The 24,870-nt window shown below is 65.1% G+C and carries 21 protein-coding genes; 10 read left to right on the top strand and 11 right to left on the bottom strand.

Annotated features, from left to right (window positions below):
- Window positions 1-104: 104 nt before the first annotated feature.
- The 6 genes from G4G31_RS09665 to G4G31_RS25590 form a co-directional block, all read right to left on the bottom strand.
- A complete protein-coding gene (locus G4G31_RS09665; protein WP_182991244.1) occupies window positions 105-1,340 on the bottom strand; it encodes a polyhydroxyalkanoate depolymerase in 1,236 nt (411 codons plus the stop codon).
- Window positions 1,341-1,603: 263 nt separating this feature from the next.
- Window positions 1,604-2,701 (bottom strand): NAD(P)/FAD-dependent oxidoreductase, encoded by a 1,098-nt coding sequence (locus tag G4G31_RS09670; protein WP_229425474.1) that lies wholly within the window; start codon window positions 2,699-2,701, stop codon window positions 1,604-1,606.
- A 143-nt stretch (window positions 2,702-2,844) separates the two neighbouring features.
- On the bottom strand, window positions 2,845-3,168 hold the full coding sequence (gene fdxA / locus G4G31_RS09675) for a ferredoxin FdxA (RefSeq protein ID WP_182991245.1): 324 nt from the start codon (window positions 3,166-3,168) through the stop codon (window positions 2,845-2,847).
- A gap of 174 nt (window positions 3,169-3,342) precedes the next feature.
- Window positions 3,343-3,624 (bottom strand): protealysin inhibitor emfourin, encoded by a 282-nt coding sequence (locus tag G4G31_RS09680; RefSeq protein ID WP_182991246.1) that lies wholly within the window; start codon window positions 3,622-3,624, stop codon window positions 3,343-3,345.
- Window positions 3,621-4,973, bottom strand: coding sequence for a hypothetical protein (locus G4G31_RS09685; protein ID WP_229425475.1), 1,353 nt, complete (start codon window positions 4,971-4,973; stop codon window positions 3,621-3,623). Before G4G31_RS09685 ends, G4G31_RS09680 begins: the two co-directional genes overlap by 4 nt.
- A complete protein-coding gene (locus tag G4G31_RS25590) occupies window positions 4,973-5,182 on the bottom strand; it encodes a hypothetical protein (protein ID WP_229425476.1) in 210 nt (69 codons plus the stop codon). The genes G4G31_RS09685 and G4G31_RS25590 overlap by 1 nt, the downstream gene beginning before the upstream one ends.
- Before the next feature lie 61 nt (window positions 5,183-5,243).
- On the opposite strand from G4G31_RS25590, the gene G4G31_RS09690 reads away from it, so the two are divergent.
- Window positions 5,244-5,624 carry a polyhydroxyalkanoic acid system family protein gene (locus G4G31_RS09690; protein ID WP_374011287.1) on the top strand — a complete coding sequence of 127 codons (381 nt, stop codon included), beginning with the start codon at window positions 5,244-5,246 and terminating at the stop codon, window positions 5,622-5,624.
- A gap of 130 nt (window positions 5,625-5,754) precedes the next feature.
- Here G4G31_RS09690 and G4G31_RS09695 read toward each other — a convergent pair whose 3' ends face one another.
- Window positions 5,755-6,009, bottom strand: a complete 255-nt coding sequence (locus G4G31_RS09695; RefSeq protein WP_182991247.1) for an acyl-CoA-binding protein — start codon at window positions 6,007-6,009, stop codon at window positions 5,755-5,757.
- A gap of 231 nt (window positions 6,010-6,240) precedes the next feature.
- A complete protein-coding gene (locus G4G31_RS09700; RefSeq protein ID WP_182991248.1) occupies window positions 6,241-6,597 on the bottom strand; it encodes an FKBP-type peptidyl-prolyl cis-trans isomerase in 357 nt (118 codons plus the stop codon).
- 169 nt (window positions 6,598-6,766) lie between these two features.
- On the opposite strand from G4G31_RS09700, the gene G4G31_RS09705 reads away from it, so the two are divergent.
- The 4 genes from G4G31_RS09705 (at window position 6,767) to G4G31_RS09720 (ending at window position 14,726) form a co-directional block, all read left to right on the top strand.
- Complete coding sequence (locus G4G31_RS09705; RefSeq protein WP_182991249.1) at window positions 6,767-7,588, top strand: EI24 domain-containing protein; 822 nt, start codon at window positions 6,767-6,769, stop codon at window positions 7,586-7,588.
- A gap of 393 nt (window positions 7,589-7,981) precedes the next feature.
- Window positions 7,982-11,242 carry a transglycosylase domain-containing protein gene (locus G4G31_RS09710; protein ID WP_182991250.1) on the top strand — a complete coding sequence of 1,087 codons (3,261 nt, stop codon included), beginning with the start codon at window positions 7,982-7,984 and terminating at the stop codon, window positions 11,240-11,242.
- A 66-nt stretch (window positions 11,243-11,308) separates the two neighbouring features.
- The gene (locus tag G4G31_RS09715; protein ID WP_182991251.1) at window positions 11,309-12,712 is read left to right on the top strand and encodes a TAXI family TRAP transporter solute-binding subunit; all 1,404 of its coding nucleotides are present in this window, start codon (window positions 11,309-11,311) and stop codon (window positions 12,710-12,712) included.
- A 58-nt stretch (window positions 12,713-12,770) separates the two neighbouring features.
- Window positions 12,771-14,726, top strand: coding sequence for a CocE/NonD family hydrolase (locus G4G31_RS09720; protein WP_182991252.1), 1,956 nt, complete (start codon window positions 12,771-12,773; stop codon window positions 14,724-14,726).
- 277 nt (window positions 14,727-15,003) lie between these two features.
- Here G4G31_RS09720 and G4G31_RS09725 read toward each other — a convergent pair whose 3' ends face one another.
- The gene (locus tag G4G31_RS09725; RefSeq protein WP_182991253.1) at window positions 15,004-15,465 is read right to left on the bottom strand and encodes a rhodanese-like domain-containing protein; all 462 of its coding nucleotides are present in this window, start codon (window positions 15,463-15,465) and stop codon (window positions 15,004-15,006) included.
- A 319-nt stretch (window positions 15,466-15,784) separates the two neighbouring features.
- On the opposite strand from G4G31_RS09725, the gene glnA reads away from it, so the two are divergent.
- The 5 genes from glnA (at window position 15,785) to corA (ending at window position 21,773) form a co-directional block, all read left to right on the top strand.
- Window positions 15,785-17,200: a type I glutamate--ammonia ligase gene (glnA, locus tag G4G31_RS09730; protein ID WP_182991254.1), complete on the top strand. Its 1,416-nt coding sequence runs from the start codon at window positions 15,785-15,787 to the stop codon at window positions 17,198-17,200.
- Between the two features lie 158 nt (window positions 17,201-17,358).
- Window positions 17,359-17,715: a DUF4124 domain-containing protein gene (locus G4G31_RS29020; protein WP_374011288.1), complete on the top strand. Its 357-nt coding sequence runs from the start codon at window positions 17,359-17,361 to the stop codon at window positions 17,713-17,715.
- A 148-nt stretch (window positions 17,716-17,863) separates the two neighbouring features.
- Window positions 17,864-18,979: a nitrogen regulation protein NR(II) gene (glnL, locus tag G4G31_RS09740; RefSeq protein WP_182991255.1), complete on the top strand. Its 1,116-nt coding sequence runs from the start codon at window positions 17,864-17,866 to the stop codon at window positions 18,977-18,979.
- 87 nt (window positions 18,980-19,066) lie between these two features.
- Entirely contained in the window at window positions 19,067-20,518 is a 1,452-nt protein-coding gene (ntrC, locus tag G4G31_RS09745; RefSeq protein ID WP_182991256.1) for a nitrogen regulation protein NR(I), read from the top strand.
- 286 nt (window positions 20,519-20,804) lie between these two features.
- Window positions 20,805-21,773 (top strand): magnesium/cobalt transporter CorA, encoded by a 969-nt coding sequence (gene corA, locus G4G31_RS09750; RefSeq protein ID WP_182991257.1) that lies wholly within the window; start codon window positions 20,805-20,807, stop codon window positions 21,771-21,773.
- 267 nt (window positions 21,774-22,040) lie between these two features.
- Here corA and G4G31_RS09755 read toward each other — a convergent pair whose 3' ends face one another.
- Complete coding sequence (locus tag G4G31_RS09755) at window positions 22,041-22,907, bottom strand: EamA family transporter (RefSeq protein WP_374011289.1); 867 nt, start codon at window positions 22,905-22,907, stop codon at window positions 22,041-22,043.
- 3 nt (window positions 22,908-22,910) lie between these two features.
- Window positions 22,911-24,548 carry an NAD(P)/FAD-dependent oxidoreductase gene (locus G4G31_RS09760; RefSeq protein ID WP_182991258.1) on the bottom strand — a complete coding sequence of 546 codons (1,638 nt, stop codon included), beginning with the start codon at window positions 24,546-24,548 and terminating at the stop codon, window positions 22,911-22,913.
- Window positions 24,549-24,870 lie beyond the last annotated feature (322 nt).

The raw sequence follows: 24,870 nt of genomic DNA on the forward strand, positions 1-24,870 counted from the left end.
AGTGTGCGTTGTTGCAGCAGAGGGATCACGATGCCAGGTGCCTGGCACCATTGAAAAAGCCCCGGCGCCGTAAGGCGGCCGGGGCTGTTGAAAGGGTCTTGCGGTCAGCGGAATTCGCGGATGAACTCGCCGATCTTCGGGCAGATGATCTCGCGCCAGCGGCGGCCCGAGAAGATGCCGTAGTGGCCGGCTTTCGGCGCCACGTAGTCGCGCTTCATGTTTTCCGGAATGCTGCTGCACAGCTCGTGCGCTGCCTGGGTCTGGCCGGCACCGGAGATATCGTCGAGTTCGCCTTCGACGGTGAACAGGGCCACCGTCTTGATGTCCTGCGGACGCACCAGCTTGCCGCCGACTTCCCAGGTGCCTTTCGGCAGGCGGTGTTCCTGGAACACGGTCTTGATGGTGTCGAGGTAATACTCGGCCGGCATGTCGAGCACGGCGTTGTACTCGTCGTAGAACTGGCGGTGGTTTTCCGCCGATTCCTCGTCGCCGCGCACCAGGTGCTGGTAGAACTCGCGGTGGCTCTGGGCATGGCGGCCCGGGTTCATGGCGATGAAGCCGGCGTGCTGCAGGAAGCCCGGATAGACTTTGCGGCCATAGCCAGGGTAATTGCCCGGCACGGCGTAGATCACGGTGTTCTCGAACCAGGAGAAGGGCTTTTCGGTTGCCAGGTCGTTGACGGCCGTCGGCGACTTGCGCGGGTCGATCGGGCCGCCCATCATCGTCATCGTTTTCGGCAGCTTCGGATCGTTATCGGATGCCATCAGCGAGATCGCGGCCAGCACCGGCACGGTCGGCTGGCACACCGAGATGACGTGCACGTTCGGGCCGAGGTGACGGATGAAGTCCTGGACGTAGTAGATGTAGTCGTCGAGGTGGAAGGGACCGTCGCTCAGGGGCACCATGCGCGCATCGATCCAGTCGGTGATGAACACGTCGTGGTCGGGCAGCAGGGCGCGCACCGTGTCGCGCAGCAGCGTCGAGTGGTGGCCCGACAGTGGGGCAACGAGCAATACCGTCGGCTGGTCGAGCGCGGCGAAAGCGGCGTCGGACAGGTTCTTCTTGAAGTGCAACAGTTTGCAGAATGGCTTGGTGACGGCGGCATGTTCGATGATGCCGACCGGCTCGCCCTTGATCGTGGTGGTGTCGATGCCGAACGCCGGTTTCTCGTAGTCCTTGCCCAGACGATACATCAACTCGTACCCGGCGGCGATACGCTGGGAAAACGGGGTGTGGGCGAACGGGGAAACGGGGTTCGAGAACAGCTTCGATGACGCATCCGCCCATTGCATCAGCGGGGTCAGGAAGGAGCGTTGCATCTCGTGCAATTGGTAGAGCATAGTAATCCTTCGTGGTGTTGCGCGCCGCCCCAGCGTGTGGCCGGGACGCGTCGCCCGGCGGGTCGCCGTGCGCGAAATTTCATCAATTCATTATAGAGTAACTTGCTTGACTGGTGGAAATATCGGTTTCGCCTGAACCTTCGTTCCATGCGCGCTTGAACCGGTTATACACCCGTTTTTGATAGGGCGTCCGTGATGCATCCCACATAAAAAACAATGCCCCGTGAAGACGGGGCATTGTGGTTTTGAAGTAACTGAACCGATTAATCGAAGACGGGGGTCTCGACGCCGAGGATCTTGTGCAGCTTCGGCGAGGTCGTCGTGTACTGCATGTGGATCTTCTTGTCGGGGAAGATGTAGGGGGCGGCGCCGAAGGCGGCCAGGGCCGCTTCGTGGAAGCCCGACAGGATCAGCTTCTTCTTGCCCGGGTAGGTGTTGATGTCACCGACGGCGAAGATGCCCGGCACGTTCGTTTCGAACTTCTCGGTATCGACCACTTTCAGCTGGCGGCGCTCGATGTCCAGGCCCCATTCGGCGATCGGGCCGAGCTTCGGCGACAGGCCGAAGAAGACCATCAGCATGTCCAGCGGCACGCGGCGGGTGACGCCGTCGGCGCCGGTGACCTTCACTTCGGAGAGCTTGCCGTCCTTTTCGTCGAAGCCCGTGACCTGGCCGGTGATCAGCTGCATCTCGTACTCGTCGCACAGGGCCTTCATCTTGGCGACCGATGCCGGCGCGGCGCGGAAGTCTTCGCGGCGGTGCACCAGCACGACCGACTCGGCCTTGCCGACGAAGTTCAGGGCCCAGTCCAGGGCGGAGTCGCCGCCGCCGCAGATGACCAGGTTCTTGCCGTCGAAGATCGCCGGGTCCTTGACGCGGTAGAACAGCTGGCTGTTCTCGAACTTCTCGATGCCGTCGACCTTGATCGTGCGCGCCTGGAAGGAACCGACGCCGGCGGCGATGAAGATGGTCTTGGTGATGAACTGGGTGCCGGTCGAGGTCTCGACGTTGAAGCGGCCGTCTTCGCGGCGCTGCACGGTCGTCACTTCCTGGCCCAGGTGGAAGGTCGGCTCGAAGGGCTCGATCTGCTTGAGCAGGTTGTCGGTCAGTTCCTGGCCGGTGCAGACAGGCACGGCAGGGATGTCGTAGATCGGCTTGTCCGGATACAGTTCGACGCACTGGCCGCCCACGGCCGGCAGCGAGTCGATGACATGGGCCTTGATCTCGAGCAGGCCGAGTTCGAAGACCTGGAACAGGCCGACGGGACCTGCGCCAATGATGACGGCATCGGCTTCGATGGCGCCGGCGAACGAGCTGTTAGGGGCGATGCTGCCCGCATCGTGGGTGGCATTGATAGTCATGCACGCAATCCTGTTGATTTTTTAAAAGAGGGGGCGGTGACGCGATGGCCGCTAGTGTGCCACGGAAGACGCACGGCTGCAGGCGCCGGACCAAAACCGCAACTGCCGGCGCAAGCGCGCGCCGGCGGCTGCTACATGCAATGTCAGCGGGCCAGTTGGTCGAGCTTGGACTTGACGTCTTTCCACTCGTCCGCGTCAGGCAGGGCCGGTTTGGTCTTGGTGATCGATGGCCATGCGCGCGACAGGTCGGCGTTGATCTTGATGAATTGCTGCTGGTCGCCCGGCACGTCTTCCTCGGCATAGATCGCGTTGACCGGACATTCGGCCACGCACACGGCGCAGTCGATGCACTCGTCGGGGTCAATCGCGAGGAAATTCGGGCCTTCCCGGAAACAATCGACCGGGCATACATCGACGCAGTCGGTGTAGCGACAGCGGATGCACGATTCGGTGACAACGTGGGTCATAACAGTCCTATTGATGGTGGGTGCCGCAGCGTCAGCGCGCAAGGAGGGGCCGCCAACATGGCAAAGCACTGTATTTTAGGGCAATTCGGGCTTTCCTACAAATCACGCTTAGACACAATATACATAAGCAAATGTGCTGCGTGACGTACGATGAGGCCGGTTTTGCCGCGCCGCTCAGGCCGCACCGTGGAGGTGTGCCAGCAGCGCCGCCCAGGCGCTGGCGTCCGGCGCGCCGTCGTCGACCAGCACCAGCGAGCGGCAGCGCTCGCCGTCCTCGACCGTGATCTCCCAGCGCGGCAGGTCGGCGCCTACTGCGCGCGGCGGTGTGGTGCAGAAGAAATCCAGGTGCCGCAGCACCTCCTCGAGCGCCGCGCCGTCGGGGTGGCAGGCGGTGTCGAGGGCGACCGAGCGTTCGGCACCACTGAAGCCGCCCGCGCACCTGGCGGTGATTTTCATTTGGCGCCGGCCAGCTCGGCTGTTGTCGCCGGGTCGACCATCGGCACCACCGCGGCGCTGCTCTCGCCGGTTTCCTGCCCGAGATCGACGCCGGCCGGGCCGTTGCGACCGCGCTCGGCACACCAGCGCGCCAGCGCCTCGGCCTCGGCTTCGAGGACGCGTTCGATGTTGTAGTACTCGGCCAGGTTCATGGTGCCGCAGCAGGCGCGCCGGTCCTGCTGGGCTCCGGGGGCGTCGCAAACGGCCGGGGCCAGGCGCCGGAAGCCGCGCGCCGGGGATGCCGGCGCGGTCTCGTCGGCCGGAACCGTCGGGGCGTGCTCGTCGCCTGCTTCCGGCTCGGCCAGCACTTCGCGCAGCGTGAACTGGCGCCGCACCGATTCGGCATAGGACGCCGGCTTGCCGTCCTCGAGCGTCAGGCGCAGCATGTCGTTGGCGACGTCGGCATAGGTGGCGGCAATGTCGGGCGCGGCCACCGGGGCGCGCAGCACCAGGCCGCGCAGCCAGGACGCGACCCGGTGCAGCACCGCGGCATCGTCCTCGAAGGCGGGGTTGCGCTCGAGGGCGAACAGGTCGGCCAGGATGTCGTAGACGGCCCCGGTGAATACCTGCGAAATGGCATGCACCTGGGTGCCGGCCTGCGACAGCGTCAGGTCGTTGTCGGCATTCCGGAGGCCCGTGGTGCCGCCGAGTGCCAGGCCGAATTGCTCGGCGATATCGGCCAGGAAGGTCTTGTCATGCAGGCGCGCCTTGGTCTGGGCAACCACCGCTTCGCACTGGTCGAGCTGGGACAGGGCCAGGAAGATGGCGGTGAGGTCGCCGAAGGATTCGTGCAGGCCGCCGGTCTGGGGGGGATTGTCGGCCTCGAGCCAGTGCGGTTTCAGGCCGTCGAGCACGGCATGGCCGGTCTCGTGGGCGACGATGTCGAAGGAGCGGCAGGTGAACACCCGGTCGGTTTGCCCGGAGGGCACGAACTCGCCGAACTTCAGGCAATTCTGGGTGCGGCTGTAGAAGGCGTTCATCACATTCGGCAGGCCGTAGGGAAAAACTTGCAGCGGCGCCGTATCGATGCTGCTGTTCCATTGCCACGGCAGCGGCATCTCGACCCCGCTGGACGAGAGCGAGCGCTGGTACATGGTCAGGGTCTGGCGCACCACCGCAAAGGTGTGGACGGCATCGAACTGAGGCGTGTCCGGCATGGTGACGAAGTCGCCGAAGGCGTTCGGCTCGACTGCGTCGATGCCGGGCGTGCCAGAGGCGATGCGGGCGTCGCGCGGCCCGGCCAGCACGATGCCGGGCAGGAAGGCCTTGCGCGTGCCCATTTCCGTGACCGACGGGTCCTGTTTCCACATCAGCACGCGCGCGCCGAAGGCATAGGGCAGGGGACCTTACCCGGAGGCGGCTCGTCGGCACCGCGCGGGAGGCCGGGTTGGTCGAGCAGCTGGGCAGCCTTGCGGTGCTGGCGGTAGGGCGCGCTTGGGGTGGGAACAAAGGCGACCGGCGCCGTCTCCCGCTCGAAAGTAATGGTTGTTTGATCCGGCAGCAAGACTCGTTGTTCCATGGCGCACCCTCATGTGATTGAGATACATCATCAGATAGTCGCGCCCCCGGCGGAATCGATCTTGACCCACGTCAATTGCACAGCGCACTGGTATCTCGCGCATGCAACTGGCATCATGGCGGATTGTCTTGAGCAATTATGTAAGGAAGGAATGCAGATGGCGGACATTCAGATCGTCCAGGAACACAAGCTGAGCCCGGAACGGGCGCGCGCGGCGGCGCAACAGGTGGCCGACAAGGTGGCTGCCGAGTTCGGCATGGAATGCCGTTGGGATGGCGAGGACGTGCTGCGTTTCGAGCGCAGTGGGGTGGAGGGCGCGTTGACCCTGGGCGAACAGCGCGCAGCGCTGCGGATCAAGCTGGGTTTCCTGATGAGCGCCTTCGGTCCGGCGATCGAGGCCAAGGTGGCCGACAAGATGAAGCGGGTGTTTGCCGCGGCGTGAGTACCGTAGGGTGGGCTCTCGAGCCCACGCGGTCGTACCCTTGCATACCGCAACGTTTTTCGAAGGGAACAATGATCAACCGGTGATACCGCGTGGGCACGGAGTGCCCACCCTGCCAAACCGTGACCGATCAGCCCTTCAGCTCTTCGATCAGATCGATGTACTGCTGCATCGCGTCTTCTTTCGAGGTGCCTTTCAGGCCATCCCAGGCGTCGTACTTGGCACGGCCGACCATGTCGGTGAAGCCAGGACGCTCGCCGCTGACGTCGCCGCTCGACGCCTGCTTGAACAGCGCGTAGATCTTCAGCAGGGTCATGTTGTCCGGACGCTCCGGCAGGTTCTTCGAATCGGCCTGGGCCTGGGCGAACTGGTCTTGCAAGCTCATAAAAACTCCTGTTGTGTTTGCTGGATGAGGCATTGACTGTAAGGCAATGCATGCGGGGCATCTTAGCGCAGGAGGCGGCGGGTCACGCAGGAATCGCCCGTATTTTAGAGGGCTTACTCAGAAGACAAGGGGTAGCGCCGACGGCGCCTGGACATCAAAAAAGCCGCGTCGGCCGGGAGCTCCCGGCCGACGCGGCTTCGCGCACGCCTGACTGCCTTGCAGCCCGGCTGCTTACACCGCCAGCAGTTCGACGTCGAAGATCAGCGTCGCGTTCGGCGGGATCGCGCCGCCGGCGCCGCGGGCACCGTAGCCCAGGCTCGCCGGGATGGTCAGGCGGCGCTGGCCGCCGACTTTCATGCCCTGCACGCCTTCGTCCCAGCCGCGGATCACGTGGCCGGCGCCCAGCGGGAACTGGAACGGATCGTTGCGGTCCTTGCTCGAATCGAACTTGGCGCCCGGGGTGCCGTCGTCGTTGCGCAGCCAGCCGGTGTAGTGGACGGTGACGTAGGCACCGGCTTTCGCCTCGGCGCCTTCGCCGACGACGGTATCTTCGTACTGCAGGCCGGAAGCGGTGGTGGTAGTGGACATGGTATTCCTTCGCTGTTCAAGTTGAGGGGCGATTGTAGTGCATCAATCCGCCCCGCGCCATCGAGCGCCCGCTGCGGCGCCCCCGCGATCCCGGTCTACAATACGCTTTTGACTTCTGGAGCCGCACGATCATGCCTGCTCAACAGTCCAGCACGCCGGGGAGCCCCTCATGAATGCCGTCGCCACCGCCTGGGCGCGTGCGTTGCGCGCCCAGTTCTCGAGCCGCATGCTGCTGTTGTCGCTGCTGCCGCTGATGCTGTCGCTGCTGCTGTGGGGCGGGCTGCTGTATGCCTTCGGCCAGCCGCTGTTCGACTGGCTGCAGGGCCTGTTCGCCGAGTACGGCTGGTTCACCTCGAGCGACAGCATCCTCTCGACGCTCGGCCTGGGCATGCTGAAGGTGATGGTGGTGCCGATCATGGCGATCTTGCTGCTGCTGCCCCTGATGATCGCCTCGTCGTTGCTGTTCATGGGCGTGGTCGCGATGCCGGCCATCGAAGGCCACGTCAGCCGCCGCCAGTACCCGAAGCTCGAGCGCAAGGAAGGCGGGTCTTTCGTGGGCAGCGTGGCCATCAACCTCTCGAGCGTGCTCGTGTTCGCGGCCCTGTGGCTGTGTACGGTGCCGCTGTATGCGGTGCCGCCGGTGGCGGTGCTGGTGCAGGCCGCGCTGTGGGGCTGGGTGACCTCGCGCGTGATGAGCTACGACGCGCTGGCCGGGCACGCCAGCACGCTTGAACGCAAGGCCCTGATGGCTGCGCACCGCTGGCCGCTGCTGGCGATCGGCATGGTGTCGGGCGTGCTCGGCGCCTTGCCGGGCATCGCCTGGATGGGCGGCGCGCTGCTGTCGATGGTGCTGTTTCCCTTCCTGGCGGTGCTGTCGGCCTGGTTGTACGTGCTGATCTTCCTGTTCACCGGACTATGGTTCCAGTACTACTGTCTGGACGCGCTGGAAAGGCTGCGCGGGTCGGGTGCGACGGCGCCGATGCCGGCTTGAATTTCCACGGTCGGACACCCCGGACTCAGGCCGAAAAGACAGGCCAGGTACGCCGAATCTCATCCGTGTAGGAGGCGAATACCCATGCTTGTAGGCATCAGTGCTATCCCGATAACTCGGCCGTTGTTTTTTTGCGAAAATGTTCGGGGCAGGTCAAATTTGTTGAACAGGTCTACGTGGAAGACCTGTTGATGTGGTGGAATGATGGCTTGGGCGCGGCGCATTTTCATCGCGATTTTTAGCGCCAGCCACGTGAACCAACAACGACCTCGATCACTCGAACAGACCAGTAGTACGGATGGCGAGCAGGTTGACAGGATGGGGCATTCGGAAACCGCCAGCAGGTTGCCCGAGGCCCTCGTAGGAATGACGATTCAAACCGGTTAAGCCATCATGGAAAGCACCCGCCGTTTCAAACGGCCACGTAACGTATTCAGCGCCATGCGCAACCTGCGCACGCGCGCCGACGGCAGCGCCGCGCCCGCCCTCGCCATGGCAGCGACCGCGCGGGACGCGCCCCTGTACGACACCTATCCGCACCTGTCGCTCGTCTCCGACGCAGGCGCGAACTCCGCCGAGGCTCCGCCAGGCGATGGCGCCGGACCCGAACACGAAGGCGAGCCGCCTGCCGGCAAGGGCCGCGGCAAGCGCGTCCTGTTCGGCCTGCTGCTGGTCGTCGTCGCGGCCGGTTCGGCCTACGCCGTCTACGAGACCCGCACCTCCACGCTGCAGGCGAAGCTGTTCGCCGGCATGATGAAGGACGTGCACTATCGCATGCACAAGGGCGCGAGCGACGCGATCCGCTTCCCGTCCGAGAGCCCCTACGATGCCCGCCTTGGCTACTCGCATCTCCCGGCGTTTCTCACCAGGCTGCAGTCGCGCGACTACGTCATCGAAGCGCAAGCGCGCATGTCGCCGAAAATGGTGCAGCTGGCCGACCGCGGCATCTTCGCGACCTACCGCGAAAAGACCCGTACCGGCCTCGAGATCCTCGACTGCCGCAGCCAGCCGCTGTTCGGCTCGCGCTTCCCGGAACGCTTCTACGAGCGCTTCGACGACACCCCGCAACTGCTGGTGCAAAGCCTGCTGTTCATCGAGAACCGCGAGCTGCTCGACCCGGCCTACCCGAAACGCAACCCGGCCGTCGAATGGGACCGCTTCTCGAAAGCCGTGTTCGACAAAACCCTGCACGCCGTCGGCGTCGGCAGCGGCGGGCGCGTTGCCGGCGGTTCCACGCTGGCCACGCAAATCGAAAAATACCGCCATTCGCCGGAAGGGCGTACCGCCTCGCTGTCGGACAAGCTCGTGCAAATGGCCTCGGCCACGCTGCGCGCCTACCAGGATGGCGAAGACACCACTGGCGCACGCCGCCAGATCGTGCTCGACTACCTGAATACGGTGCCGCTGTCGGCCAAGCTCGGCTACGGCGAAGTGAACGGCATCGGCGACGGCATGTGGGTCTGGTACGGCCGCGATTTCGCCAAGGTCAGTGCCGCCCTGAAGGGCCGCATGGACAATTCCGAAGCGGTGCTCATCTACAAGGAAGCGCTGTCGCTGATGATCGCGCAGCGCCGTCCTGCCTACTACCTCGGCGCCGGCAAGGAAGACCTCGAAACGCTCACGAACAGCCACCTGCGCGTGCTGGCCCAGGCCGGCGTGATCACGCCGCAGTTGCGCGACGCGGCCCTCGCCGTCAAGCTGCAGCCCTCGCTGCATTCCGGCGTGGCCGCACCCGAGCCGAACGCCTTCGTGTCGCGCAAGGCCTCGAACGCCGTGCGCAACCACCTCGGCTACCTGCTGGGCGAGCCGCGCCTGTACAACCTCGACCGCCTCGACATGTCGGTGGTTTCCACCCTCGATGCCCAGGCCCAGCAGGCGGTGACCGCCACGCTGCGCCAGCTGACCACGCCCGAGGCGGCCGCAGCGGCCGGCCTGACCGGCAAGGGCCTGCTCGGCAACGGCGACCCGGCCCAGGTGGTCTACAGCTTTACCCTGATGGAGCGGGGCGACAACGTCAACTACCTGCGCGTCCAGACCGACAACTACGACCAGCCCCTCGACATCAACGAGCAGGCCAAGCTCGACCTCGGTTCGACGGCCAAGCTGCGCACGCTCGTCACCTACCTCGACATCGTCGACCAGCTGCACCGCCGCTACGAGCCGATGGACCCGAAGGCGCTGCGCGAAGCGCGCATCGACCCGAAGGATCGCCTGAGCCAGTGGGCGGTGGAATACTTCCTGGCGCTGCCGGCGAATGCCGACCGTGGCTTGACGCCCATGCTGGCGGCGGCGATGGAGCGCAAGTACTCGGCCAACCCTGGTGAAGGCTTCTTTACCGGCGGCGGCCTGCATTACTTCGGCAACTTCAGCAAGCTCGACAATTCGAAGATCATGACCGTGCAGCACGCGCTGCAGCAGTCGACCAACCTGGTCTTCGTGCGCATGATGCGCGACGTCGTGCGCTACTACATGTTCCAGCTGCCCGGTTCCTCGGCCGCCCTGCTGGCCGACGCCAACGATCCGCGCCGCGCCGAGTACCTGGCGCGCTTCGCCGACAGCGAGGGCAAGACCTTCCTGGCGAAGTTCTGGAACAAGTACAAGGGCAAGACCCCGGACGAAGCGCAGGCGCTGCTCTTTGCCGGCGTGCGCCCGGCCGCCTCGAAGCTGGCCGCGGCCTACCTGACGATCGCGCCGAAGGCCACGCTGGCCCAGTTCGGCGCCTTCATCGACCGTTCGCTGCCGAGCAACGAGGTCGACGAAGAGCGCATCGCCAGGATGTACGAGCAGTATGCGCCGGCCAACATGTCGCTGGCCGACCGCGGTTATGTCGCCTCGACCCACCCGCTGGAACTGTGGCTGGTCGGCTACCTGCAGACCCACCCGAAAGCCGGCTGGAGCGAAGTGGTCGCGGCCAGCGTGCGCGAGCGCCAGGAAGTCTATTCGTGGCTGTTCAAGACCAGCCGCAAGAACGCCCAGGACAAGCGCATCGCCGGCCTGATCGAAGTCGAAGCCTTCCTCAAGATCCATGCCCAGTGGAAGAAGATGGGCTATCCCTTCGATTCGCTGGTGCCGTCCTACGCCACCACGCTGGGCGCCTCGGCCGACCGGCCGGCGGCCCTGGCCGAACTGATGGGCATCATCGTCAACGGCGGCGTACGCAAACCCGTCGAGCGCATCGACTCGCTGCACTTTGCCAAGGCCACGCCTTACGAAACCCTGGTCAAGCGCGCACCGAAAGTGGAGAACGAAGTCGTGCTGGCGCCGGAAGTGGCGCGCGCGGTGGCCACTGCCATCCGCGGCGTGGTGTCGGAAGGTACGGCCAAGCGCGTCAAGACCGCCTTCACGCAATCGGACGGCAATGTCATCGCGGTGGGCGGCAAGACCGGTACCGGCGACCAGCGCTTCGACGTGTATGCTAGAGGCGGGCGCCTGATCGAATCGCGCTACGTGAACCGTTCGGCCACGTTCGTCTTCAACATCGGCGAGCGCTTCTTCGGCAGCATGACGGCCTATGTGCACGGACCGCAGTCGGAGAACTACGACTTCACCAGCGCCTTGCCGGTGCAGCTGCTCACAACGCTGGCGCCGAGCCTGATGCCGATGATCGAACCGCCACAGGGCAGCGTGGCCGCGCAGCGCCAGTGCGTGCGCTGACCCGTCCGTCGCCGGCCTGCTTGCCCAAACGGATGAGCAGCCGGGGCCTGGCCTTATAATGGCTGGATGAGTCCCGGAGAAAGGGCGCGCAGCGCAAGCCGGCGCGCCGTATCGACAATTCGCAGCTTCAGCCTGGTTTCGCTGCGCGACCTGATCGTCGCGGCGGGGCCGACCGTCGTCCTGGTCGCGCTGGCCTGCTTCATCGCCTACCTGGTTGTCGACCCGGCCCCGCCGCGCATCGTGCGCCTGGCAAGCGGCCAGGAAAACAGCGCCTACGAAGCCTTTGGCGCCCGCTATGCCAAGGAACTCAAGAGCGACGAGATCAAGGTCGTGCTGCAGCCCTCGCTGGGCTCCCAGGAAAACCTGCTACGCCTGCAGCGTGGCGAAGCCGACATCGCGTTCGTGCAAAGCGGTTCCACCAGCGAAGAGCAGGCGGGCCAGCTCGGCCTGGTATCCCTGGGCAGCCTGTTCACGGAACCCGTCTGGCTGTTCCTGCGCAGCGAGGTCAAGGCCACCAGTCTCACCGGCCTGCGCGGCAAGCGCATCAACCTCGGGCCGGAGGGTACCGGCGTGCCGACCCTGTTCCGCCAGGTGCTGGCCGTGAACGGCGTCGAGCCGAACGAACTGACCATCGGCGCGCTCGAGAACACGCCGGCCACGGTCGAACTGCTGGCCGGGCGCATCGACGGACTCGTGTTCAGTTCGGCGCCGGAAGCGCCGCTGATCCAGATGCTGCTGCAAACGCCCGGCATCCGCCTGTTCAACTTTTCCCAGGCCGAAGCCTATACGCGGCGCCTGCCTTTCCTCACCCACGTAACGCTGCCGCGCGGGATCGTCGACCTGGGCCGCGACATTCCGTCCCAGGACTACCACCTGATCGCGCCCACGGCCACCCTGGTGGCGCGGGAAGACCTGCATCCGGCCCTGGTCGACCTGTTTGTCAAGGCGGCCGGCGAGATCCACGGCGGCGCCGGCTGGTTCCAGCAGCAGGGCCAGTTCCCCTCGCCGAAATTTACCGAGATTCCCGTGTCGGAGGAAGCGGCGAAATACTACCGCGACGGCCCGCCGCTGCTGCAGCGCTACATGCGCTTCTGGCTGGCGAATCTGTTCGAGCGCCTGTGGGTCGTGGTGGTGGCGCTGGCCGCCCTGGTGATACCGCTCTCGAAAATCGTGCCGCCGCTGTACGTGTGGCGCGTGCGTTCGCGCGTGTATCGCTGGTACGGCGAATTGCGCGCGGTGGAGCAGGCCTGGGAGGCCGTGCAGCCGGAAGCGGAAGAGGCGCGCCGCGAGATCGTACGCGAGGATCTCTTGCACCGCCTGGACGACATCGAGGAACGCGTAAACCACATCTCGATTCCGCTGGCCTATGCCGATGGCCTGTACGGCCTGCGCGGCCATATCAACATCGTGCGCCAGCGGCTGCGCGCATCGGCACCGGCGGCGGCCGGACCGGGCGACTTCGGCGGATAACAATTTCCTGCGGATGAGATTACACTGGCAGGCCGTGTGATTTGTCTTTAAGGAAATTATGATCCGCCGTCCTCTCTCCCTCCTGGCACTCAGCCTGGCCTTTGCCTTCGGCGCCACTCCCGGCGCCCAGGCCGCCACCTCGACGGACGGGGCGGCGGATGCGCCCGCTCAAAAGCGCAACCTGCGCGAGACCTACACCAAGCACGAATACCAGATCCCGATGCGCGACGGCGTCAAGCTGTTCACCACCGTCTATGTGCCCAAGGATGCCTCGCGTCCGTATCCCTTCCTGATGACGCGCACGCCCTACAGCGCCGGCGTGTTTGCACAGGGCGAGCTGCACTACGGTGTCGACTGGTTCCCGGAGTCCATCGGCCCTTCGCGCGAGCTGGAAGATGCCGGCTATATCTTCGTCAAGCAGGACGTGCGCGGGCGCTACATGTCGGAAGGGAAGTGGCAGGAGATGACGCCGCACGGTAAAGCCAAGCTGGCCGCCGGCGAAGGCGAGGAAAGCCGCGACATGTACGACACCGTCGAATGGCTGCTCAAGCACGTGCCGAACAACAACGGCAAGGTCGGCATCCACGGCATCAGTTATCCCGGCTTCTATACCTCCGCCAGCATCATCGACTCGCACCCGGCCATCAAGGCGGCCTCGCCGCAGGCGCCGGTCACCGACCTCTACATGGGCGACGATTCCTACCACGGCGGCGCCTTCATGCTGGCTGCGAACTTCGATTTCTACGCCGCCTTCACCTCGCGCCCGAATCCGACGCCGCTGCCGAAAACGCGCGACAGTTTCGACTACGGCGACACCGATGCGTACGATTTCTTTCTCAAGCACCTGACGCTGTCGAACATCCTCGGCACCATGACGGACGAACAGCGTCTGCTCCTCGTGCCCACCATCGAGCATGACACCTATGACGAGTTCTGGACCTCACGCGCCATCGGTCCGCGCCTGAAGAACGTCAAGCCGGCGGTGCTGACCGTTGGCGGCTGGTTTGACGCGGAAGACCCGCAGGGTCCGTTCACGACCTATGCTTCCATCGAAAAGCTCAACCCAGGCACGACCAATGGCCTGGTGATGGGACCCTGGGTGCACGGCGGCTGGGCGCGTGGGGAGGGCGCACGCCTCGGACACGTCAGTTTCGACAGCAAGACCTCGGAGTACTTCCGCCGCGAGTTGCAGTTCCCGTTTTTCGAACAGCACCTGAAAGGCGTCAAGCCGGCGAACCCGGTCGCCGAGGTCACGGCCTTCGAGACCGGCAGCAACGTCTGGCGCCGCTACACGGCCTGGCCGCCGGTGCAGGCCAAGCCACGCACGCTGTACTTCGGTGCCGACGGCAAGCTGGGCTGGACGCAGCCCGCGGCAGCTGGCACCGCTTTCGACGAATACGTGGCCGACCCGAAAAAGCCGGTGCCCTATATTGCCTATCCAGCCACCGGCGTGCCGCAGGAATACATGGTCTCGGACCAGCGTTTCGCCGCCAAGCGGCCCGACGTGCTGGTCTACCAGAGCGAAGTGCTGGAGGAGGACGTGACGATCGTCGGAGGAGTGACGCCGAAACTGTTCGTCTCGACCACGGGCACGGACGCCGACTGGGTGGTGAAGCTGATCGACGTCTATCCGGCGTCCTACCCGGAGGCGCCCGCTGGAGCCCACGGTGCCGACCCGGGCGTGCCCGCGCTGGCGCTGGGCGGTTTCCAGCAGCTGGTGCGCGGCAACCCGCTGCGCGGCAAGTTCCGTAACGGGTTCGCCAAGCCGCAACCATTCACGCCGGGCAAGGTCGAGGCGCTGGATTTCGACATCGGCCAGGTCAACCACACCTTCCGCCGCGGCCACCGCATCATGGTGCAGGTGCAGAGTTCGTGGTTCCCGCTGGTGGACCTGAACCCGCAGACGTTTACCCACATCCCGAAGGCGAAGCCGGAAGATTTCGTCAAGGCGACCCAGCGTGTGTACCGCGCGCCGGGCACCGCGTCGGGCTTGCAGGTGATGGTGATGCCATAACCGGGTAGATGGACGGCTGCCAGGGCGGCAATAGGTCGTTCGATGTACGCCGCTACATGCTGCACGCCGTAGGGTAGGCGGCTCCACCCGCAACACTTCCGCAGACGCGGCGCCTGCGCCGCCTACGCGTTCAAACCCGCGCGATCAGCCCCAACGCGCTTGAACGAAGGGCTCGAACGAATGGCCCGAACGGCAGCGCGAATGAGCCGCCGTGGGTTGAACGCGTAGGCGGCGCGTGCAGTGGCGCAACGCATCGGGCGCGATGGAGCCGCCTACCCTACGCTCCGATCCAGGGCAGGCCAGCCTTGCACCAGCCGCCAATCGTCTTGCGATGCCCCTCTGCATCGCGGTCGCCCTCGAAACCCTCCAGGATGTCGTAGGACTGCGCATAGCCAAGCTCCGTGGCCACCCGTGCGCTGTGGCGCGAGCGCACGCCCGAGCGGCACAGGAACAGCAATACCTCGTCCTTGCCCGCCACCTGCCCCAGCTGCTCGCTGAACTGCGGATTCGGCTGGCCGCCCGGGTAGGTGGCCCATTGCACGGCCACGTGCTGCGCCTCGGAAACCGAGGCGACGCGTCCAACCCAGTCGCGTTCGGCATTCGTGCGCACGTCGACGATCTTCACCTTCGGATCGCTTTGCAGCAGCGTGAACGCCTCGCGCGGCGTGACGGCACCGGCGTAGGGCTGGCCCGGCGCGCGGGTGCGCGCACTGGCGAGGATGTCTTCGGTCGTGCTCATCATTATTCCCTTTGATTAATTCGACTGCACCAGGATGGCGCCAGCCTTGCCGAAAAAGTGCGTTTTGCACCATCATGGTGCAATAAGGATAAAATGCACCATGATGGTGCGCCGCGCACCAATTGCCCGCACGCTTGCCGCAAGGCCTGTCGTCGGAGATTTTATGGTTAAACTCTCGGGTTGCCAAAGAACGAATGCGCATTTGTTCATGACAGGGAAGCTGGCATGGTTCCTGCATTAGTTCCTTGCAAGATTGTCGCACCGGCTGACGGGACAGCGCCCTCGCTGCGCGACACACCATTTTAATTAGGAGAAACGCATGGCAAAGACCGCCGCAGATGTGATGCAGATGGTGAAGGACAACGAAGTCAAGTTCGTTGATTTCCGCTTCGCGGATACCCGTGGTAAAGAGCAGCACGTCACCGTTCCTGTGTCGCACTTCGACCTCGACAAATTCGAGTCGGGCCACGCGTTCGACGGTTCCTCGATCGCCGGCTGGAAGGGCATCGAGGCATCGGACATGATCCTGATGCCGGACCCGAACACCGCCAACCTCGACCCGTTCATGGAAGAGACCACCCTGTTCATGCAGTGCGACGTGATCGAACCGTCGGACGGCAAGGGCTACGACCGCGACCCGCGCTCGATCGCCAAGCGCGCCGAAGCCTACCTGAAGTCCACCGGCCTGGGCGACACCGCCTTCTTCGGTCCGGAACCTGAATTCTTCATCTTCGACGGCATCCGCTGGAAAGTCGACATGTCGGGCTGCTTCGTGAAGATCGATTCCGAAGAAGCCTCCTGGTCGACCGACGCCAAGATCGAAGGCGGCAACAGCGGCCATCGTCCAGGCGTGAAGGGCGGCTACTTCCCGGTCCCGCCGGTCGATAGCTTCCAGGACATGCGTTCGGAAATGTGCCTGATCCTCGAATCGCTCGGCATCCCGGTCGAAGTGCACCACCACGAAGTGGCCGGCGCCGGCCAGAACGAAATCGGCACCCGCTTCTCGACCCTGGTCGAGCGCGCCGACTGGACCCAGAACATGAAGTACGTGATCTGGAACGTCGCCCACAGCTACGGCAAGACCGCCACCTTCATGCCGAAACCGATGGCCGGCGACAATGGCTCGGGCATGCACGTGCACCAGTCGATCTGGAAGGAAGGCAAGAACCTGTTCGCGGGCGACGGCTATGCCGGCCTGTCGGAAACGGCCCTGTTCTACATCGGCGGCATCATCAAGCACGCCAAGGCCCTGAACGCGATCACCAACCCGGGCACCAACTCGTACAAGCGCCTGGTGCCGGGCTACGAAGCCCCGGTGAAGCTGGCCTACTCGGCCCGTAACCGCTCGGCCTCGATCCGCATTCCGCACGTGGCCAACCCGAAGGGCCGCCGCATCGAAGTGCGCTTCCCGGACCCGCTGGCCAACGTCTACCTGTGCTTCGCCGCGCTGCTGATGGCGGGCCTGGACGGTATCCAGAACAAGATCCACCCGGGCGAAGCGGCGTCGAAAGACCTGTACCACCTGCCGCCGGAAGAAGACAAGCTGATCCCGACCGTCTGCGCCTCGCTGGAAGAAGCGCTCGACGCCCTGAACGCGGACCGCGAGTTCCTGATCCGCGGCGGCGTCTTCAGCGACAGCATGATCGACGCCTACATCGACCTGAAGATGCAGGAAGTGCAGCGCATGCGCATGACGCCGCACCCGGCCGAATTCGACATGTACTACTCGTCGTAAGCAGATAGCTCCACTGTTGCAATACGGCATCAGAAGCTGTAAGCACAGGTAACAAACGCGGGGAGGGCCATTGGCTTTCCCCGCGTTTTTATGTGGATGCGGTATATTCGGGCTCAACTCCACCTTGCACGCCCTGCGTGCCGCTTTTACCGATGCGAATGATAACGTTTGGTTTTCGCCATGGCGCCGCGCTGCTAGCAGGCGTGCTCGCGCTGCAGTTCCCGGCCCAGGCCCAGGTCTACCGTTGCACCGATGCGAGCGGAAACAAGCTGTACACGGACACGAAAAAAGGCAATTGCGAGCTGCTCGATACCGGCCCGGCATTGCCGCGTCCGGTGGCGGCCTCGCCCATGATTCCCTCGGCACGCCCGACCAGCCCGGCGCCGGCTGCCGCCGCATCGAGCCCGACCAACTTCCCCGGGTCGACAGCTCGCAGCAGCGCGCCTGCGACGACGATCGCCGCGGCATCCTCACCGAGGAACTGCGCGCCGAAGAGAAGAAGCTGGCCGACCTGAAGCAGTCCTTCAACAATGGCGAACCCGAGCGCCAGGGCAACGAGCGCAACTTCGTCAAGTACCGTGAGCGCGTCGTCCAGATGCGCGACGACATCAGCCGCACCGAGCGCAACATCGAGGCGCTGCGGCGCGAAATCGCCAACATCCGATGACGGAACCCGACAGCGCGGCCCAGGCCCCGCAGCCGGGCCCGCCATCGACACAGCCAGCCTCCGGGTTCGCCGGCCTCGAGCTGCTGGCCTCGAGCGTGCTGCTGGTCGATGCCCACGACCGCGTGCGCTACGCCAACCCGGCGGCCGAGAACATGCTCGACGCCTCGCTCAAGTCGCTCTCGCGCCAGACCCTGGCGGCGCTGTTCTCCAACGGCGACGAGCTCGCTGCCCTCTGCGGCCAGACCCGCGCCCACCAGTATGCCGACCTGCGCCAGGACCTGGCGCTCGAGCGCCCCGGGCGCGAAACCCTCCACGTGCACAGCATCGCCAGTAGCCTGGACAACGGCGAGGTGCTGATCGAACTGCGCGAGAACGTCCAGCAGTTGAAACTCGATCGCGAGGAGCGCTTCCTCGACCAGAGCCAGGCCAACAAGGAACTCATCCGCAACCTGGCGCACGAGATCAAGAATCCGTTGGGCGGCATCCGTGGCGCGGCCCAGTTGCTCGAGCTGGAACTGCCGCCGCTGCACCTGGCCGAGCTGAAGGAATACACCCAGGTCATCATCAAGGAAGCCGACCGCCTGCAGACCCTGGTCGACCGCCTGCTGGCCCCGCACAGGAAGCCCCACATCGTCGGCGACGTCAACATCCACGAAGTGTGCGAGCGCGTGCGTAGTCTGGTGCTGGCCGAATTCCCCAACGGCCTGGCCATCCGGCGCGATTACGATGCCTCCATCCCCGAGTTCCGCGGCGACAAGGAGCAGCTGATCCAGGCCGTCCTGAACATCGTCCACAACGCCGCCCAGGCCCTGGGCACGCGCATCGCAGCTGGCGATGCCGAGATCGTGCTGCGCACGCGCGTCGCCCGCCAGGTGACGCTGGCCAAGGTCCGCTACGGGCTGGCATTAGACTTGCATATCATTGACAATGGACCGGGCATCGCACCCGAAATCCGCGACCGTATCTTCTACCCGCTGGTGTCGGGCAGGGATGGCGGCAGCGGCCTGGGCTTGACCCTGGCGCAAACCTTCGTGCAGCAGCACCTTGGGATGATCGAGTGCGAAAGCCGGCCTGGACTGACGGATTTCCGGATACTCCTGCCGCTGCATTGAGGCGGGCGGGTCCGCCGGGTCCACGATGAATCACAGCCCGCATGGCATTCCGAATGACCGGCGGGCAGGGCGGAAAGCAGGAAGCACATGAAACCAATCTGGATTGTCGACGACGACGCATCGATTCGCTGGGTGCTGGAAAAAGCACTGGCACGCGAGAGCCTGTCCACGCGCAGCTTCGCCAATGCGCGCGAGGCCCTGGCCGCCTTCGAGCACGAGACGCCGCAGGTGCTCGTGTCGGATATCCGCATGCCGGGCGAATCCGGCATCGACTTGCTGCAGGCGGTCAAGGAGAGGCATCCCGGCCTGCCGGTCATCATCATCACCGCCTTTTCCGACCTCGATTCGGCCGTCGCGTCCTTCCAGGGCGGGGCTTTCGATTACCTGGCGAAGCCCTTCGACATCGACAAGGCCGTCGCCCTGATCCGCCGCGCCCTCGAGGAAAGCCTGCGCGAGGCGAGCGTGGAAGCGGCGCCTGCCGAGACGCCCGAGATACTCGGCCTGGCGCCGGCCATGCAGGAAGTCTTCCGCGCGATCGGCCGCCTGTCGCAATCGAACGTGACGGTCTTGATCACGGGCGAATCGGGCACTGGCAAGGAGCTCGTCGCACGCGCCCTGCACAAGCACAGCCCCCGTGCGCGGCAGCCTTTCATCGCCCTGAACACGGCCGCCATCCCGAAGGATTTGCTGGAGTCGGAACTGTTCGGCCACGAACGCGGGGCCTTCACGGGCGCGCAAGCCATGCGGCGCGGCCGCTTCGAGCAGGCCGAGGACGGTACCCTGTTCCTCGATGAAATCGGCGACATGCCTTTCGATTTGCAGACGCGCCTTCTGCGCGTGCTCTCGGACGGCCACTTCTACCGCGTCGGCGGGCACCAGCCGGTGAAAGCCAACGTGCGCGTGATCGCCGCCACCCACCAGAACCTGGAGCAGCGCGTGCGCGACGGCCTGTTCCGCGAAGACCTGTATCACCGCCTGAACGTGATCCGCCTGCGCCTGCCCAGCCTGCGCGAGCGGGTGGAAGACATCCCGCTGCTGGTACGCCACTTCCTGGTGCAGAGCGCACACCAATTGGGCGTCGAACCGAAGCGCATGAGCGAGGCCGCGATGCGTTTCCTCAGCGGCCTGGAATTGCCGGGCAACGTGCGCCAGCTGGAAAACCTGTGCAACTGGATTACCGTGATGGCGCCCGGCCAGACGGTCGAGGTCAAGGACCTGCCGCGCGACCTGACGCAGGCGCCGCCGGTGGCCGCGGCATTGGCCGCATCCACGCCGGCGGAAGGCGCGCCGGTATCCCTGTCGGTGCCGCCCTCGCCGGACGGCTGGATCGGGTTGCTGGAACTGCAGGCGGCCAGCATGCTCAGCGCCGGCCAGTTCGAAGTGATGGACACGCTCGGCAAGCAGTTCGAATCGGCCCTGATCAAGACGGCACTGAAGCACACGCACGGCCGCAAGCACGACGCCGCCATGCGCCTGGGGATCGGCCGCAACACGATCACGCGCAAGATCGTCGAACTGGGCATCGAAGGGGCGGAGTAGGGGGCGGCCCTGGCGTAGTGCTGATCCCGTAGGGTGGGCGCCCTGTGCCCACGCGGTCATATGAACCATGCCACGACGGCTCGCCGACGCCTCGCCGCTATGTTCTCGTCATCAAGGTTTTGCCGGAAGACACGTCGACGATCAAACGACGCAACGGCGTGGGCACGGGGCGCCCACCCTACGTGATCGCACGCGTTCAACCGGCGGATGTAGACACGCGAAGGCGGAAGAGGCCCGGTGAATGGTGTAAGCTCTCGCATCGCCGCCGACCCATCCACCGAACCACATGCTGATCAACTGCGTCGCCTACCAGGAAGGCAAGAAACTGTCCGATATCCCGGTCGAGGATATCAGCGAATACCTGAAACAACCCGACTGCTTCGTCTGGGTCGCGCTGCGCGACCCTGAGCCGGCCGAGCTGGCCGAGATGCAGCACGAATTCGACCTGCATGAACTGGCCGTGGAAGACGCCTCGCGCGGCCACCAGCGGCCCAAGCTCGAGGAATATGGCGACTCGGTGTTCACGGTCGTGCATACCGTGAACCTGAACGGGGACGAGCTCTGCTCCGGCGAGGTGGCGATTTTCGCCGGCCTGAATTACGTGTTGTCGGTGCGGCGCGACTCCGCCCAGGGTTTCCTCGGCGTGCGGGCCCGTGCCGAGCGCCAGCCGCACCTCTTGAGGATGGGTTCGGGCTTCGTGCTGTACGCGCTGATGGACGCCGTCGTCGACCGCTACTTCCCCGTCGTCGACAAGCTCGAATCCGATCTCGAATCGATCGAGGACCGCATCTTCGGCGGCCAGGGCAACCAGCGCGACAACATCGAGCGCCTGTATGACCTCAAGCGCAACACCCTGGTGCTGCGCCACGCCGTGATCCCGCTGATGGATGCTGTCGGCCGCCTGCACGGCGGACGTGTGCCGCAACTGGCGATTGACACCCAGGACTACTTCCGCGATATCCACGACCACCTGCTGCGCATCGCCGGCCGCCTCGATACCATCCGCGACACCATCGCCACCGCGATCCAGGTGACGCTGTCGATGGTCTCGATCGAGGAAAACGACATCAACAAGAAGCTCGCTGCCTATGCCGCTATCTTCGCGGTGTTTACGGCGTTTGCCGGCGTGTGGGGGATGAACTTCGAATTCATGCCGGAACTGAAGTGGCACTACGGTTACCCGACGGCCCTCGGCCTGATGGCCGGCGTGTCGGGCTATATGTATCGCCGCTTCAAAAAAGCCGGCTGGTTATAGAGGCTGTGCGCCCGATCGTGCGTGCGTTGAACGCGTGGGGTGAGCCGGGCTAAATGCCCGGCAAACGCGAAGCAGGCGCTCAAGGTGCAGGCGGATCGCGGTGTCGGGTGGAGCCGACCACCCTACGTCGTGCTGCGGCGGTTGCCGATCTCCGCCGCTGTATGCCGGAGGGCGTAGGGTGGACGGCTCCACCAGGGTATACGATCGGCCCGCACCCTGAAAGCCGTCCACGCGTTCAACCAGCGCGGATACTGCCGCGCAAGCGATTCAAGCCCGTCCCGCCGTCGCCGCACTCCCCGCCGTGGCCACGATGATCAAGCCAATCGCCAGCCATTGCACGGTCGTGAGCATTTCGCCCAGCACGGTCCAACCGGCCAGCGCACCAATGGCCGGCCCGGCGCTGACCAGGATGCCGAATACGCGGCGCGGCAGGCGCGCCAGCGCCATCATCTCGAGCGAATACGGCAGGATGCTCGACAGCACAGCCACCGCCAGGCCGATGGCCAGCACGTCTGGCGTCAACAGCACACTGCCGGCTTGCGCGAGGCCGACCGGCACGGCGAGGCAGGACGCCACCAGCATGCCCCAGGCCACCGCGTGGCCGCCGCGCAGGGTCGACACGCGCTTGCCGAACACGATGTACATCGCCCAGCAGACGGCGGCGGCGAGCGCCCAGGCCACACCGATCGGATCCAGGCCGGCCACGCCGGCGCGCAGCGGCAGCAGCAGCCACAGGCCGACGGCGGCGCAGGCCACCCAGGCGACGTCGCGGGGGCGGCGTGAGGACAGCAGCACCAGCGCCAGCGGGCCGGTGACCTCGATGGCGATCGCCACGCCGATCGGAATGCGGGCAAAGGCCGCGTAGATGGTCAGGTTCATGCAGCCGAGCATGAGGCCGTAGACGAGCAGGTTGAACGCATCCGCGCGCGCAGGGCGCACGCGCCAGGGACGCCAAAATGCCGCCAGCAGGCAGGCCGCGAGCCCGACGCGCAGGGCGGTGACGCCGGCGCTGCCGACCAGGGGGAACAGGGTCTTGGCAAAGGCGGCGCCGATGTTCACCGACACCATGGAACCGAGAATCGCCAGCCCCGGCAGCAGCGGGGCGGCGGTGCTCTGGGCGCCGGCGGACTGCAAGGATCAGTCCTGCGGCACGAGGACGTCCGCCCCCATCGCCAGCGCCACGGCTTCGGCCACGCGGATGCCGTCGACGGCCGCCGACATGATGCCGCCGGCGTAGCCCGCGCCTTCGCCGGCCGGGAACAGGCCGCGCGTGTTCAGGCTTTGCAGGTCGTCGTCGCGGCGCTTGATGCGGATCGGCGAGGAGGTGCGCGTCTCGACGCCGGTCAGCACGGCGTCTTCCTTGTAGTAGCCCTTGATCTGCTTGTCGAAGGCGACGAAGGCTTCGCGCATGGCGCTGATCGCGTATTCGGGCAGCGAAGGTGCCAGGTCGGTCAGGTGCACGGCCGGCTTGAACGACGGGATCACCGAACCGAATTGTTTCGACGGCACCCCGCGCACGAAGTCGCCCATCAACTGGCCTGGCGCATCGTAGTTGCTGCCGCCCAGGACGTAGGCACGGGATTCGAGCTCGCGCTGGAAGGCGATGCCGGCCAGCGGGTGGCCCGGATAATCGCTTGGCGTGATGCCGACCACGATGGCGCTGTTGGCATTGCGTTCGTTACGCGAGTACTGGCTCATGCCGTTGGTGACCACGCGGCCTTCCTCGCTCGACGCGGCCACCACGGTGCCGCCCGGGCACATGCAGAAGCTGTAGACGGAACGGCCGTTGGCGGCATGGTGCACGATCTTGTAGTCGGCCGCGCCCAGAATCTTGTTGCCGGCGTTCGGCCCGAAGCGGCAGACGTCGATCAGCGACTGCGGGTGCTCGACCCGGAAGCCGATCGAGAAGGGCTTGGCTTCGATGTAGACCCCGCGTTCATACAGCATCTCGAAGGTGTCGCGCGCGCTGTGGCCGATCGCCATCACCAGGTGGCGGGTCGGAATGCGCTCGCCATCGGCCAGCACGACGCCGGCCACTTCGCGCACGCCGCCCTTTTCCTCGACCAGCACGTCGGCAACGCGGGTCTGGAAACGGATCTCGCCGCCCAGCGACAGGATCTCGGCGCGCATCTGCTCCACCATCTTGACCAGGCGGAAGGTGCCGATGTGCGGTTTGCTGACATACATGATCTCTTCGGGCGCGCCCGACTTCACGAACTCGGTCAGCACCTTGCGGCCGTAATGCTTCGGGTCCTTGATCTGGCTGTAGAGCTTGCCGTCGGAGAAGGTGCCGGCGCCGCCTTCGCCGAACTGCACGTTCGACTCGGTGTTCAGTTCGCGCTTGCGCCAGAAACCGAAGGTGTCGACGGTACGCTCGCGCACGACTTTGCCCCGTTCCAGCACCAGCGGATTGAGTCCCATCTGGGCCAGGATCAGCGCGACGAACAGGCCGCAGGGACCGGTGCCGACGACAATCGGCCGCGGCGTACCGGCGGGCGGGCGGGCCGCGTCGACGAATTTGTAGCCGGTGTCGGGCGAGGGCAGCACGTATTGATCGTTCTTCAGGCGCTTGAGTACCGCGGCCTCGTTGCGGACTTCGACGTCGATCGCATAGATCAGGACGATGGCCGCCTTCTTGCGCGCATCGTAGCTGCGTTTGAAGACATTGAAATCCACCAGGTCGGCGGCATCGATGCCCAGGCGCGCGAGGATGGCGTCGCGCAGGGCGTGGTCGGGGTGGTCGAGCGGGAGCTTGAGTTCGTTAATTCGCAGCATGACTATTCGGGAAGTGCGCCGCGCGCAGGGGCGGGCGAATCGGTGTAATGCGCAAGTATAAGGCATCGCCGGGTACAGGACGGCGGATCGGCGCCGCACGACCGGAAAAACGCCTCGGCCGTTCCCTACCATTTGTCACTCTGGCTTTGCTTCGTTAAATTTCCACTATTCAAAATGCATAAGAGGGACAGAGTGGAAAGCGCGTCAGCGTGTGCTGGGAACGCGCGATATGCTGCATTGCGTGAAGATAAAAAAAGCTTAACTTTCTTCTTTAAAGCGAAATATTTTTCGACTCAAAAGCAGTGTCGCCGTCGATTCTTTG

Origin of the sequence: Massilia sp. Se16.2.3 (assembly GCF_014171595.1) — a bacterium.
Classification (GTDB): Bacteria; Pseudomonadota; Gammaproteobacteria; order Burkholderiales; family Burkholderiaceae_D; genus Telluria.

Bases quoted from the DNA above. Each gene is read 5' to 3' on its own strand.
- G4G31_RS09725 (WP_182991253.1), bottom strand. From the start codon at position 15,465: ATGAGCACGACCGAAGACATCCTCGCCAGTGCGCGCACCCGCGCGCCG.
- glnL (WP_182991255.1), top strand. From the start codon at position 17,864: ATGACGGAACCCGACAGCGCGGCCCAGGCCCCGCAGCCGGGCCCGCCA.
- G4G31_RS09685 (WP_229425475.1), bottom strand. From the start codon at position 4,973: ATGTGGAAACAGGACCCGTCGGTCACGGAAATGGGCACGCGCAAGGCC.
- G4G31_RS25590 (WP_229425476.1), bottom strand. From the start codon at position 5,182: ATGGAACAACGAGTCTTGCTGCCGGATCAAACAACCATTACTTTCGAG.
- G4G31_RS09700 (WP_182991248.1), bottom strand. From the start codon at position 6,597: ATGTCCACTACCACCACCGCTTCCGGCCTGCAGTACGAAGATACCGTC.
- G4G31_RS09715 (WP_182991251.1), top strand. From the start codon at position 11,309: ATGAGTCCCGGAGAAAGGGCGCGCAGCGCAAGCCGGCGCGCCGTATCG.
- glnA (WP_182991254.1), top strand. From the start codon at position 15,785: ATGGCAAAGACCGCCGCAGATGTGATGCAGATGGTGAAGGACAACGAA.
- G4G31_RS09680 (WP_182991246.1), bottom strand. From the start codon at position 3,624: ATGAAAATCACCGCCAGGTGCGCGGGCGGCTTCAGTGGTGCCGAACGC.
- G4G31_RS29020 (WP_374011288.1), top strand. From the start codon at position 17,359: ATGATAACGTTTGGTTTTCGCCATGGCGCCGCGCTGCTAGCAGGCGTG.
- G4G31_RS09710 (WP_182991250.1), top strand. From the start codon at position 7,982: ATGGAAAGCACCCGCCGTTTCAAACGGCCACGTAACGTATTCAGCGCC.
- G4G31_RS09670 (WP_229425474.1), bottom strand. From the start codon at position 2,701: ATGACTATCAATGCCACCCACGATGCGGGCAGCATCGCCCCTAACAGC.
- G4G31_RS09695 (WP_182991247.1), bottom strand. From the start codon at position 6,009: ATGAGCTTGCAAGACCAGTTCGCCCAGGCCCAGGCCGATTCGAAGAAC.
- fdxA (WP_182991245.1), bottom strand. From the start codon at position 3,168: ATGACCCACGTTGTCACCGAATCGTGCATCCGCTGTCGCTACACCGAC.
- G4G31_RS09665 (WP_182991244.1), bottom strand. From the start codon at position 1,340: ATGCTCTACCAATTGCACGAGATGCAACGCTCCTTCCTGACCCCGCTG.
- G4G31_RS09705 (WP_182991249.1), top strand. From the start codon at position 6,767: ATGAATGCCGTCGCCACCGCCTGGGCGCGTGCGTTGCGCGCCCAGTTC.
- corA (WP_182991257.1), top strand. From the start codon at position 20,805: ATGCTGATCAACTGCGTCGCCTACCAGGAAGGCAAGAAACTGTCCGAT.
- G4G31_RS09720 (WP_182991252.1), top strand. From the start codon at position 12,771: ATGATCCGCCGTCCTCTCTCCCTCCTGGCACTCAGCCTGGCCTTTGCC.
- ntrC (WP_182991256.1), top strand. From the start codon at position 19,067: ATGAAACCAATCTGGATTGTCGACGACGACGCATCGATTCGCTGGGTG.
- G4G31_RS09760 (WP_182991258.1), bottom strand. From the start codon at position 24,548: ATGCTGCGAATTAACGAACTCAAGCTCCCGCTCGACCACCCCGACCAC.